Raw genomic sequence first — 12,788 nt, 5'->3', positions numbered from 1 at the left:
GCTTGTCAACATGACTTTTACTCTTTTTTTACTTACTCATTTATGATATGGTTCCCCATTCATGATCCGATAGCTCCGATAGATCTGTTCCAGCAAAATCACCCTCATCAACTGATGGGGGAAGGTCATTTTTGAAAAGCTCAGCTTGTAATCCGCCCGCTGTAAAACTGCCTCCGCAAGACCAAGGGAACCACCGATAACAAATACAATCTGACTCACTCCACCGACTCCAAGAGCCGCTATTTTTTCTGATAGCTTTACAGAATCAAGCATCTCACCGTCTATAGCAAGAGCGATTACATAAGCCCCTTCTTTTATAGAAAGAAGAATCTTCTCCCCTTCCTTCTCTTTTATCTGCCGCTCTACGGTCTCACTAGCATGATCGGGGGTCTTCTCATCTGACACCTGAATAATCTCCAGCTTGCAGTAGCGGCTCAGTCTTTTGCTATATTCGGCTATGGCATCGGTATAAAACTTTTCTTTTATTTTACCCACTGTCACCAACGTGATCTTCATTCGTTTCTCCTCTATCCATTCAGTTCCTTTTTCATCATTGCGATCAAAAGTTGGGCTACATTCTTTGTAGTTTTTTTTCTCTCTGTTTTTATTTTCCGTACAATTTTACCATCTGGTTTTACATTGATGTGATAAACGATTCGGATAAATTCCTCTACCTCTTCCCATGCCTCTCTGCTTTCTGGAATTAAATCCAATCCCATTTGGAACACATGGAACATACCGTCGTATACCGAAAGTCGCCTTTTGACCCCAGTCTCTTTTAATTTTTCCACCACACGCAGGGTGTCACTTAACAACACTTCAAAGCTTCCCACCTGCATCAGTACGGGGGGAAATCCAGTAAAATCTCCAAACAAGGGGGAAAGATAGGGATCACTAGGATCTGTCTCACCCACGTAGGAAGAGTCGTAGAGCATATTTTGGGTGGAATTTCCAAATAGGGGATCGTTGTGATAATTGGTCTGATGACTTTCTCCGCTGTTGGTAAGATCTGTCCAGGCAGACATGGTAAGAAATCCTCCTGGCATAGGAAGATTGTTATCTTTTAAATAAAGCCCCAATGCCAGGGCTAACCCTCCACCAGCAGAATCTCCCGCCACCACGATATGCTCTGGCTCATACTTTTTCTCCTGAATCAGCCATTCATAAGCTGCAACTGCATCCTCAAGAGCTGCAGGAAATGGATTTTCTGGTGCTACCCGATAATCCGGTGTGAGCACATCTCCTCCATAGCTTAGACGGGAGTACTTGACTGCAAATCTCCGGTAAATATTTTTCATAGGGCCAATATATCCACCCCCGTGAAGTTGTAAGATAACCCGTCCTGTCACCACCCCTGCCGGGCGCAAATACTCCATCTTAAAAGAGCCTTTTTCGATCAGCTCATATTCATAACCGGCTGGACATACCCATGCAGGCTCCATCGGATTTTTTCTTAACTCACCTGTTTGAATCGGTTGTTTTAGAGATGTTTCCATTACATTCTGCATCATATCTCTCACCAGATTTCCCATTACACTAATTTTTTTTCCTCTCATCCGCAAATTCCTCCTCGCTCGGCTTATATATGAAACCGTCGAATTAATTCTTTTTTCACACTTCTATCTCCAAGAATAATCGTTACCACCAGAATCATTACCGTAATGGCAACCGTAAGAAGTGCCAGTGGCGGCGTAGTGATCACCCCCACCGCCCAAAGGATTAAAGGGATGAAGCTAAACACTGTAATCGAAATTTGATACATAAAATAACTCTGCCAATTCATTCGGTTGACTAAGATAAGAAATACCACCGCAAGATCTGCAAACAAGATGGTACTTGGAATCCCATAGTTAACCGACCAGCCATTGTATCCGGTGGCACAATCTATGAAAACCCACACCACCTCCGCCGCCACTGTTTGAAGCAGGATCTTACCTGCCAAATTTGAATGCCTTAGAATCGAATAGCGAACCGTCAAAACCGTATAAGCCATAAGTCCGATGGCAATTACAGACCATAAAGATCCACTATAAGTTGAAAAATTTATTAAGCCCAGCAATGCAGACACAAAAAACATAGTTCCATAAAATAAATTCACTAGTTGTTTCATTTTTTGTTTGTCATATTGGATCTGTGGATATTGTCCTTTCTCATTCCGATTATCTGCAATCCCATTGCTTTCTAGTTCCACTGGAATGCCCTCATCTTTTAATAACTGAAACAAACGATCCTGGAGTCGGGTATCCTGAAAAACGGAACTAAATGTAATGGCTAATTCCTCTCCATAACTACAAACACTGCATTTTACCGGCTGTCTTCTAGAGACTCCGATCATCATCTGAAACCGTTTTACCTCATCTTTGTATTCTTCCTCAATGGAAATCGGTCCAATGTTAGACAATGTCATCGTATAAGCTCTGTCATTCATACGGAAGATTAGATTTAGAACAAGCGATTTAATCCAAAGAGGTGTGATACGAAGGTACCATTTTTTCTCATTGGATACGTTATAGGATATGGTTTCCTCCATCTTTTCCTTGGTTACCTTTTCTTCCATCTGTCTGTTTACAACCTCTAGAATCCCAGAAAATGTATCCGTTTCACCCGAAGATAAAAAGTCCACGACTGTTACAGCAAAAAAATTAGCCATAGTTTCCGATCCAAAAAAAGATCTTAAATTAATGGGGATGCTGATACCGATCAGTTCTTCTTTGGTTCTATCTTTTACATATTCCTGTATAATCGCCCAGATCAGAGCTGCAGTCAAAAATCGGGTAATGCTTACCTTATATTTTTTACTTACTTCTTTTAATTGTTTCAGTCCTACATAACCGTGAAGTATATTCTCTTCAGCCAGAGAGAGAGGCTCTCCACTTAACTTATAAGCTTTTTTTCGACTGTAGCTGCGTTTTTTTGTTTTTTTATAATGCCGGACGTAACTGTCTTCTACATTCATGGATATCTCGGATGGTATTTTTTGAGGTGCTCGATTCCCAATACCCGAATTTTTAACCAGATCCAGATACCGGTAAACCAGTGCCTTTAAGAATTGAACCGCTCCTAGTCCATCCGTCACTGCATGAAATACTTCCAGGTTGATTCGATTTCCAAAATATGTGACCCGAAACAAAAAAAGTTGATTGCTGTGTGGATCAATATATTTACAAGGATATGTGGATTCCCTTTCTATGACTGGCATCCTGCCGTTGTGTTCAAAATAATACCAGAAGAATCCCTTTTTTAGTTTAACGGAAAACCCCTCAAACTGTGGAAGGATTTCCTCTAGCGCCCTCTGTAACGTTCCTGGAACCACTTCCTCATTGAGTACTACAGAAATACGAAACACATTGCTTAAATTTTCACTCGCTATGACAGGGAAAATTTTAGCTGTATTATCTAGCCGTCTCCACCGCTCACCCTGTGGACTATTGCTCATGGTTGATGCCTCACTTCCTTTTATGTCTCAATAATATAAGAAAAGGCGGATCTCTCCGGAACGACCCGGTAAGAAATCCTCCTTTTTCAGTATTCCTAAATGCGGAAATAATATCCAACTCCCCACTTGGTATGCACATACTTGGGGTCACTGGGACTCGGCTCAATTTTTTCTCTAAGCCGCCTTACATGAACGTCTACGGTTCGGACATCACCTGTGTCCATGGCTTTGTTGCCCCATACGGAAGTAAGAAGCTGTTCGCGGCTGTAAACCTTTCCTAAATTTAAAACCAAAAGCTCCAAAAGATCAAATTCTTTTGCGGTCAGATTGATTTCCTTCTCTCCGATCATTACCCTTCTGCTGTCTCTGTCTAGTTGTAAATCACCTGCAGTGACCAGATGATCGTCTTCTTGTCTGCCTCTTCTTCCATTTTTACCATTCCTTCGTAAAATAGCTTTGATCCTGGCTTTTACCTCAAGAATATTAAATGGTTTGGTTATATAATCATCGGCTCCATATTCCAGCCCCAGAATCTTATCCATATCGTTGCCTTTTGCCGTCAGCATGATAATCGGCATCTCCGAAAACTCACGGATTGCCTGACATACCTCATAACCGTCAAATTTAGGTAACATAACATCTAACAATACCACATCGTATTCTTTTTGTTTTGCAAAGTGAATGGCTTCTTCTCCATCATAGGCACAATCGACATCCATCCCATCCTGTTCCAGACTAAATCGCATTCCCTTAACAATCAGTTTTTCATCATCAACTACTAAAACACTCGCCATATCGCACCTCTATTTTCTATATTAAACCGTAATATCATCCTTTATCTTTTGAAAAGCCGCCTCCTTGATCCCGGATATCTTCTTGATATCCTCAATGGAATGAAACGACCCCCGGCTTTCCCGAAAACGAATGATATCTAGAGCCTTGGATTCTCCAATTCCTCTAAGAGTCATCAGTTCTTCTTTTCCTGCTGTATTAATATTTACCTGGTGGTTCTCTCCCACCTCTTCGAACTGAATCTTAACCTCTTCCTTGTTAGGCACCAAAATTTTCATTCCATCTCTAACCGATTCCGCCATGTTAAGGGAGTCAGCCGCAGCCTGCTCTGTAAGCCCTCCTGCCTGTTCCACTGCCTGAAAGACTCTGCTTCCTTCCTCCAGTTCATAGACTCCAGGAGATACTACTTCTCCACAAATATGTACGTAACAGGACGGGGAAGGATCTGATTGGGATCCTTTGTCTATCCGTTCCTTAGAAGAGACAGTTGGTATTTGTTCCTTTAATATAATTCCGTCTTCCTCAGGTTTTTGAGTCCTGTTTAAGCCATAGAACACACTGCATACTACGATACAGACCCCTATGACTACCATCTTAACTATTTGATTCTTCATGATATCCTCCTTTTACAAAATTTGCTATAAAAGGATACCATCTTCAGCCCATATTACTATTCTACCGAAAGAGGTGGGTAAATACAAGCACTATTTCTAAATTAATTAAATATAATGATCCCTATAATAGCGACCACTGCACCAATTAGTTTTTTCCACTCAAATCCTATTTTATCCACTCCAAACAGACCGAATAATTCGATTCCATAAGCAACGATAATTTGAGACACTACAATTATAATTGCTGCCTTAGCAGGTCCAAGAGTTGCCATACTCTTTACTACCGTATACGTAATAAACGCACCCATGATACCACCAATTAATAAATATTTGGGTTGAACGTGTATCAGTCCTGTTATATTTTCTCTTCCTGATAGGAACCATAAAATCAAACATGTCAGAAATGCCGTCAGCTGTACCCATCCGGTGGCCACCCACATGCTTGTTTGTTTTGTTACCCCTGTATTAAAAACACCTTGTAAACTCATAAGCGCACCCGATATGAGTGCAATGATAAAGCCTGTCATAAAAACAACCTCCCCACCGTCCAATTTTCCTTACTAGGTTGTACTACATTTGATTTTTTATACCCAATCATAATATTTCAACGCTTGACATACAAATTGATTTGCGCTATACTCACTCCAATATCATAAATCATTTAAAACGCTAGGGGAGCCTTGGGCTGAGAAAGGTACATACCTGACCCTTACTACTTGAACCGGTTAATACCGGCGGAAGGAAGCAAGCATCCTCTCCTCCCGTGCGTACAAAGGAGGTTTTTTTATGTCATTTTTTCTAACATATTCCCAGGAAAACGGGGAGTATCTCTTAAAACCAGCTGGCTACGGACTGTTGATTCTTCTGTTTGCCGTACTCTTTTTGGGCATCCATTTGTTATCAAAATCCAGCCACAAGGCCAATCAGTTAAAGACCCGTCAGTTGGTTTACTGCGCAGGTGCCATGGCCTTAGCTGTAGTCACTTCATTTATCAAATTTGCATCCCTCCCTTTTGGAGGTTCCATCACTTTATTTTCTATGCTTTTTATCTGCTTGATCGGTAATGTTTACGGTTTAAAAGCAGGGATCATGACCGGTATTTCATACGGCATACTTCAGTTTATCTTAGGACCATACATCTATGCCCCATTGCAGGTACTGCTAGACTACCCACTCGCTTTTGGAGCACTGGGCCTATCTGGTCTGTTTTGGAACAAAAAAAACGGACTGATTCTTGGTTATATAACTGGCGTATTTGGTCGTTATCTCTGCCATGTGATTTCTGGGTATCTATTTTTTGCTTCCTATGCACCGGAAAATGTGAATCCGTTTCTCTACACTCTGGGGTACAACGCTACCTACATTTTACCTGAGATGCTCCTTACGATTGTCATTCTATATTTACCACCGGTGATTAAAGCCATTGGCCAGATGAAGCGTCAGGCAGTCAACGGATAGAGAACGAAAAGAAGGACCAAATAAGGAGAATTGTTCTCTCTTTTATTTGGTCCTTTCCTGTATATTTGTTTGGGTTTATTTAAAGAAGTTCTCTTATATCTTTTGTCTCATGATCTTCGTACTTGATCACTTTACCTTCCCAAGTCCGAAGCATAATATACCCAGGTCCTCTAGAGACAATGTAATTAGGAAAGACAGGTGTTTTTCCTTGTCCTCCCGGAGCATTTACAATAAATGTGGGGATGGCTAGTCCTGACGTATATCCTCGTAAATATTCCATGATTTCGATTCCATCTTCAATAGACGTATTAAAGTGAGTGGTGCCCTGTATATGTTTTGCATGAAAGATGTAATAAGGACGAACTCTACATTTTAATAATTCATGATTCAGAACCCGCATAATAAATTTATCGTTATTTACACCATTTAATAAAACAGCCTGATTACCAAGAACAATCCCAGAATCTGCAAGCCGTTCACATGCCGCCTTGGATTCCCGTGTTATCTCCATTGGATGATTAAATTGGGTATTGATATAAATGGGGTGATATTTTTTCAACATGGTACAGAGTTTTTCTGTAATTCGTTGAGGCATGGTCACCATAACTCTGGTCCCCAAACGTATGTAATCCACATGAGGAATCTCTTTTAACTGTTTGATCATCCATTCTAACTGCTCATCCGAAAGACAAAGTGCATCTCCACCGGTAATCAACACATCCCGGATTTCTTCATTCGCTCTAATGTAATCAATGGATTCCTGTATCAACGCGTTGGATCTTACCACATCCTTCTCCCCGATGTTGCGCCTTCTCTGACAATGTCTGCAATACATCGCACACTCATTTGTTACATTAATAATAAGACGGTCCGGATACCGCCTGGTGATGCAACCAGCTGGATTGGTAAATTCCTCGTTCATGGGATCTAAATCCATACAGGTGTTTTCTAACTCCTTTTCGGTGGGAATGGATAAAAGCCGTACCGGATCAAACCGGTCATCTGGATCCACAAGGCTTAAATAATAAGGTGATATCGCCCATCGAAATTTCTTTTCCACATTCTCTATCTGCTGCTTTTCCCTTTCACTTAAATGAATGATCTCACCTAATTTCTTCGCGTCTGTAATGCGGTTTTTCAATTGCCAATGATAATCGTTCCAGTCCGCTTCATCCGCATGAAACATCTCTAGAATTTGCTTTTTCCTACTTTTTAATTCCTCTTCTTTTTCCATTCCTTTGGCAATCCTTTTTTTTGCCTCTAGAAAATCCGTTATCCTCCCCTTTAACTCCTCAGCCCGTGCTACGGATATCTGTCTTTTTTGGTCTTTTTCCATATAATTCTCCTTATACCTTTAATATTTTTTGTAAAGGAAAGGAAATTCCTATAATTTCGCAGCGAAAACGAAAAGCTTCTGTAAAAAACGAAACATTGACTAGTCTGGTTTTAATTCTGCTTTTAATCATAATTGGGATGGGTAGATATTTTTTGCATCATTACCTGAGCAAACAGGCGTTGGCACAGATAAAATATCTGTGAATAAATTTTAGAAATGAACTACATATAACATTCAGATTATCGTTTCGATCTTAGGAATTTACCGTTCTTTACTAAATTCAGCTCACGAAAGCAAGCCTCCCCGCAAGAAACAACTTCATTATAGCAGATGGGTTGTCACTTCGTCAACAACGACTTTTTCACATCGGTATACATCTGTAGAATATAATGAATTAAGACAGAAAACAAACAATTTATTTTAATAAAAGGAGACGTTATGGAGATTCAAGAACTTCACAAAAAGGCGGCTGAAAACAGCAAGAATTATAGGGTTTATGAAGAAATGGGAGAACTATATGAAAACAAGGGGAATTGGAAACGTGCTTACCTATGCTATGCGCACAGTCTTTTTCTGTGCCAGGATGAGGAAGCAAAAACAAGACTTTCGAACCTGATTACAGGCTTAGAGGAGAATCAAGACGATAAAATTCCTCTGGCTGCTCTTCTTATCCCATCTGTCCCTGATTTGGCGCAGATGAAAGCGATCTTAAAAAACTGCATAAAGGGAAAGGAAGATATTCAAACAATTGTAGTCATCGACGACGATGAATCCAAAGACGTTTCCCATTGGCTATTAACCCAAGAAAACATACAAATTGTATATGGAAAGGGATCCTCTCCTGCCCTTGCACTCAAAGAGGCAATACGTAAGACCAAACCGCAGGAGGATCTTATGTTTCTTGGGAAAGGGGCTGTGCCATTAAGTCACGCACTGTTTCAACTGCGGATGTCTCTTTATAAAGATGACTCCATTGGAGCAGCTGGAGCCGTAACCAATGGACCTGCTCATGGTCTTACGGAATTTCAGACCCCCATTGACCGGGCCAATGTCTATGCTGACGAACACAACTTACCAGGAGATGAACATATGAGTCCCGTCCTCATCCCCTCTTCCTGTTCGTTATTAGTACGTCGTGACTCCTTTGATAAAACAAAGGGGTTTTACGAAAAATATTTTACCATGGAAGTTTTGGAAAAGGATCTTTGTTTTCAGCTTTTATTGTTAAAAAAGCAGACGTATTTATGTCACCATGCTTATGTCTATACCTTTGTACAAACGAACAGCAATCAGGCCCGATGGACTGATTTTAATACCTTTCACGACAAATGGAATGTACGGCTGAATTACTCTTTATTTGCACGACCTGAAATTTTGAATCTTATCGCTGATCCTAAAGATACTGAGTTTCGTGTTCTTGATGTAGGGTGTGCCTGTGGGGCATCCCTTCTTGCAATTAAACACCGATTTCCGAAATCCGAGCCTCATGGAATTGAACTAGATCCTGGTTCTTGTAAAATCTCCTCCTGCCTCTTCCCCGTTACTCAGGGCAATGTAGAAACAAATTTAGATTATGAGGAAGGGTACTTTGATTACATTATATTTGGCGATGTTTTGGAGCATCTTCACGAACCACAGGATGTTCTTATTAACATGAAACGGTATCTAAAACCAAATGGCGCCATTCTTGCCAGTATTCCAAATGTCATGCACATTTCCGTCATTCACAATCTTTTAAATGGTTTATGGACATATGAAGAAAGTGGTATTCTTGATAAGACCCATCTGCGTTTCTTTACCAAAACTGAAATTACCCGTATGTTTTCCCGGGCAGGTTACGAAATCGAGGAAATGGGAAACACCCGAGCCTACTTGACTCCCGATCACCAAAAAACGCTGGAAAAGCTCAATTCCATTGTCCCAAATCCAGTTGAATTAACCGCGTATCAGTATTTGATCCGTGCCAGAAAACAATAACTTTTCTTCTTCAGGCTGTAAGATGAACTTACAGCCTGAATATTTTTTTTAATCTCTGGAATAATAATACAAAAAGTGAAATGGAGAAATCCTATGAATAATAAAGTGAATGGACTAACTGCTGGACGGCTGACGATGATGGCTCTTGGAACCGTAATTGGTGGTTCCTTTTTTCTTGGCTCTTCGGTTGCTATAAAGGCTGCTGGACGGGGCATCCTACTATCCTATTTCATCTGTGGAATTATGGTTTATTTTATTCTTTTTGCCCTTTCTGAGATGACGGTACAAAATCCCGATTCTGGTTCTTTTCGCACATTCGCATCCCAATACATCAATCACGGAACTGGATTTGTGGTGGGCTGGGTCTATTGGACGGGTATGGTAATCTCCATGTCAAGCGAAGCTACCGCAGTCTCGCTCTTGTTTCGGACCTGGTTTCCTGATATTTCCATTTCTATCCTTGGTACTTTACTCATTTTATTTGTAACTCTATTAAATCTGTTGGGAGCAAACCAGTTAAGCAGCTTAGAGAGTATCCTTTCTGCAGTTAAGATCGCAGCGATTATCGGATTCATTCTTTTGGGTGCTCTGATTCTATTTGGATTGCTTCCTGGATACAGTCCTGTAAGATTACAAACCATCCATACCGAAACTTTCCTGCCTGGTGGAATAAAAAGTCTAGCTGGAAGTCTACTCATTGTCTTGTTTACCTATGCTGGTTTTGAAATCATCGGTTTGGCTGCCAGTGAAACAGAAAATAAACAAAAAAACATACCTCGGGCGATTCACTTAACCGTATTTTCTCTGGTCACTTTATATATTTTGTGTATTTCCATTCTACTACTGCTCGTTCCCACTGATTCTATCACAGAAAATGTCAGTCCAATCGTAACTGCCCTAAACCGCTATCACATGACTTGGGCGGGAACAGCTATGACCCTCATCTTAATTAGTGCCATATTTTCTACTATGGTAGCCGCTATGTTTGGGATCGGCAGAATGCTTCGTTCTCTTGTGGAAGACGGATTGGGACCAGGATTTTTAAAGGACAAGTCGGACGTACCCTACCGGGGAATATTATTTTCTGGTCTGGCTATGCTCTTATTTTTATATATAGGGCTTTTGTTTCCCCAAGTCTATCTGTTTTTAATTAGTTCGGGCGGATTCGCCCTCCTCTTTACCTATATTATTTTGATGATAACCCACATCCGATTTCGAAAAAAAAATGGGAAACCAGAGGGAAACTGCCGACTTTGCGGATTCCCTTATAGTTCACTGATTACTTTGGCCGGATTGATCATCGCCATGTTTAGCATGCCTTTTATTAAGGGTCAGACCTTGGGATTTCTTGCTGGAATCGTCCTTGTGGTATTTTACACCGCTTGTTACCCCCTTGTGAAAGCCTCCAGGAAAAGAAAGTTACAAAGCAAAAGAAAACTGCCAGAGATCACACCAGACCCCAGGCAGTTTCTAACAGAGTTTTCAGAAGAACTTCATCATTCCAACCAAAAAGAGGAAAAACATTAACGGTTTCTTTCTGCAGCCTTAACCAAATGTTTGGCAAGAACTGCCGTTGTCACCGTTCCTACCCCGCCAGGAACGGGAGTTGCCATGGACGCCTTCCCCTCCAAAGAGTCACAATCAACATCACCACAAAGATTTCCATTCTCATCAACATGGATTCCTACGTCAATAACAATGGCATCGGAACCAACATAAGAAGCGTCAATCATCTTTTTCTGACCAGCCGCTACCACTAAAATTTCCGCTTTTCTACAAACCTCCATTAAGTTCTCCGTACGAGTATGGCAGATGGTAACGGTCGCATTCTCTTTTAGAAGCAGCATGGAAAGGGGACGTCCCACCACCATACTTCTTCCCACCACGGTCACGAGTTTTCCCTGAATCGGAATGTCATAACCTTTTAACACTTGGATCACTGCCTCCGCTGTGCAGGGAGCAAATCCATTTGGATCACCAGAAAATACACGAGCAATGTTTTCTGGTGAGATTCCATCTAAATCCTTTTCTGGGTCAATAATGCCAGCAATGTCTGATTCCTTAATGTGCCCAGGTAATGGGCGCAGCAAAAGAATTCCATCCACATCGGGATCCTGATTGATTTTTGAAAATTCCTCTTTGAATGCTTCATAGGAGATATCCTCTGGAAAACAAAAGCTTTCCGCTCTTAAGCCAAAGTTTTCCATTTTCTTTAATGCGCCTCTCTCATAAGAAACATCGTCAGGTCGATCTCCAACTCTTACGATTGCCAGCTTTGGAGTTTTCCCAGGCAAATCTTTTACTATCAACGCTACTTCTTCCTTGATTTTTGCAGACACGGCTGCTCCCTTTAATGTAATCACGGCACGTACTTGCCTCCTTATTATTCTGTCGTTAACGCAGCTTCTACATTTGTATAAATCGCATCGGACAACCTACTTCCATGTTCTGCCAGCTGTTTTGCCCTCCGATCCAAATCCACTGCTTGTTCTCTTATCTTCATGAATTTGGTATTAATGGATACATTCATCTTTGCCCCAAGAAGTGCAGATCTTAAAAACTGTACTCCAACTCCCACATCACTGACCGCTAGACGACTTCCCTTTTCTGCTAAAAACTCCATAATCTCAAGCGTGTCTATAGCTCGTTCCATCACAGCAATTGGAACCAGACTTGCTGCCAGAAGATGGGTTTCCAGAACCTCAGCCTTATGCTTTTTTTCCTCTTCCGTTCCGGCTGGAAGCCCATAAGCTGCTGCCAACGGAGCAAATACAACAGCATCTTCGTCTGCCAATCTTAAAAATTCCTTTTTTATATCCTCCAACTTTATAAGAAGAAGCTGCATCTCTTCTTCCACATCTGCATACTTCTTTTTGCCCAAAGTCAGATTAATTACCATCTCACCTAATGCCACGCCCTGGGCACCCCCAAGTGCTGCCGCGCCCCCACCTCCCGGTGTTGGTTTTTTAGAGGACAACGCTTCTAAGAATTCAGAGACTGTAAGATCCTGTATCATCAATATGTTCCTCACTTTCCGGCATTTTTTTATCATTATATCGACCTTAGGGAAAAAACACAAGGCTCTTTTTCGACATTTTTTACAGCACAGCCTTGTAATAACGGTGAATCGATTCATTTCGATGCATAGGCGAAAATATCCGCATCGTTTCTTCCG

12 protein-coding genes and 1 riboswitch are annotated in these 12,788 nt (G+C 41.1%); of the genes, 3 read left to right on the top strand and 9 right to left on the bottom strand.

The features are described from left to right. Nucleotides 1–36: 36 nt before the first annotated feature. From rlmH to EFT72_RS00220, 6 genes are all read right to left on the bottom strand, one after another. On the bottom strand, nucleotides 37–516 hold the full coding sequence (rlmH, locus tag EFT72_RS00245; protein ID WP_124064819.1) for a 23S rRNA (pseudouridine(1915)-N(3))-methyltransferase RlmH: 480 nt from the start codon (nucleotides 514–516) through the stop codon (nucleotides 37–39). A gap of 11 nt (nucleotides 517–527) precedes the next feature. Further along, nucleotides 528–1,556: an alpha/beta hydrolase gene (locus EFT72_RS00240; RefSeq protein ID WP_124064818.1), complete on the bottom strand. Its 1,029-nt coding sequence runs from the start codon at nucleotides 1,554–1,556 to the stop codon at nucleotides 528–530. Nucleotides 1,557–1,579: 23 nt separating this feature from the next. After that, entirely contained in the window at nucleotides 1,580–3,436 is a 1,857-nt protein-coding gene (locus tag EFT72_RS00235) for a DUF6320 domain-containing protein (protein ID WP_124064817.1), read from the bottom strand. Between the two features lie 95 nt (nucleotides 3,437–3,531). Then, nucleotides 3,532–4,230: a response regulator transcription factor gene (locus tag EFT72_RS00230; RefSeq protein WP_124064816.1), complete on the bottom strand. Its 699-nt coding sequence runs from the start codon at nucleotides 4,228–4,230 to the stop codon at nucleotides 3,532–3,534. A 21-nt stretch (nucleotides 4,231–4,251) separates the two neighbouring features. Then, nucleotides 4,252–4,842 (bottom strand): helix-hairpin-helix domain-containing protein, encoded by a 591-nt coding sequence (locus EFT72_RS00225; RefSeq protein ID WP_124064815.1) that lies wholly within the window; start codon nucleotides 4,840–4,842, stop codon nucleotides 4,252–4,254. Between the two features lie 101 nt (nucleotides 4,843–4,943). Next, on the bottom strand, nucleotides 4,944–5,369 hold the full coding sequence (locus EFT72_RS00220) for a DMT family transporter (protein ID WP_124064814.1): 426 nt from the start codon (nucleotides 5,367–5,369) through the stop codon (nucleotides 4,944–4,946). Nucleotides 5,370–5,503: 134 nt separating this feature from the next. After that, a riboswitch (TPP riboswitch) is annotated at nucleotides 5,504–5,602 on the top strand. 26 nt (nucleotides 5,603–5,628) lie between these two features. On the opposite strand from EFT72_RS00220, the gene thiT reads away from it, so the two are divergent. Further along, on the top strand, nucleotides 5,629–6,300 hold the full coding sequence (gene thiT, locus EFT72_RS00215) for an energy-coupled thiamine transporter ThiT (protein ID WP_124064813.1): 672 nt from the start codon (nucleotides 5,629–5,631) through the stop codon (nucleotides 6,298–6,300). Between the two features lie 79 nt (nucleotides 6,301–6,379). Here the strand turns inward: thiT and eam are convergent, their stop codons facing one another. After that, nucleotides 6,380–7,636 (bottom strand): glutamate 2,3-aminomutase, encoded by a 1,257-nt coding sequence (gene eam, locus EFT72_RS00210; protein WP_124064812.1) that lies wholly within the window; start codon nucleotides 7,634–7,636, stop codon nucleotides 6,380–6,382. Nucleotides 7,637–8,074: 438 nt separating this feature from the next. On the opposite strand from eam, the gene EFT72_RS00205 reads away from it, so the two are divergent. Together EFT72_RS00205 and EFT72_RS00200 are read left to right on the top strand one after the other, a co-directional pair. Next, nucleotides 8,075–9,613, top strand: a complete 1,539-nt coding sequence (locus EFT72_RS00205; RefSeq protein WP_124064811.1) for a methyltransferase domain-containing protein — start codon at nucleotides 8,075–8,077, stop codon at nucleotides 9,611–9,613. Nucleotides 9,614–9,706: 93 nt separating this feature from the next. Then, on the top strand, nucleotides 9,707–11,140 hold the full coding sequence (locus tag EFT72_RS00200) for an amino acid permease (protein ID WP_124064810.1): 1,434 nt from the start codon (nucleotides 9,707–9,709) through the stop codon (nucleotides 11,138–11,140). On the opposite strand, the gene EFT72_RS00195 is transcribed toward EFT72_RS00200, so the two are convergent. Continuing rightward, entirely contained in the window at nucleotides 11,137–11,976 is an 840-nt protein-coding gene (locus EFT72_RS00195; RefSeq protein ID WP_124064809.1) for a bifunctional 5,10-methylenetetrahydrofolate dehydrogenase/5,10-methenyltetrahydrofolate cyclohydrolase, read from the bottom strand. The genes EFT72_RS00200 and EFT72_RS00195 overlap by 4 nt on opposite strands. Before the next feature lie 20 nt (nucleotides 11,977–11,996). Continuing rightward, nucleotides 11,997–12,629, bottom strand: a complete 633-nt coding sequence (locus EFT72_RS00190) for a cyclodeaminase/cyclohydrolase family protein (RefSeq protein ID WP_124064808.1) — start codon at nucleotides 12,627–12,629, stop codon at nucleotides 11,997–11,999. Between the last annotated feature and the right edge of the window lie 159 nt (nucleotides 12,630–12,788).

Origin of the sequence: Clostridium sp. E02 (genome assembly GCF_003833015.1) — a bacterium.
In the GTDB taxonomy this organism is placed as follows: Bacteria; Bacillota; Clostridia; order Lachnospirales; family Lachnospiraceae; genus Lacrimispora.
This window is presented reverse-complemented; position numbering and strand designations above follow the sequence as displayed.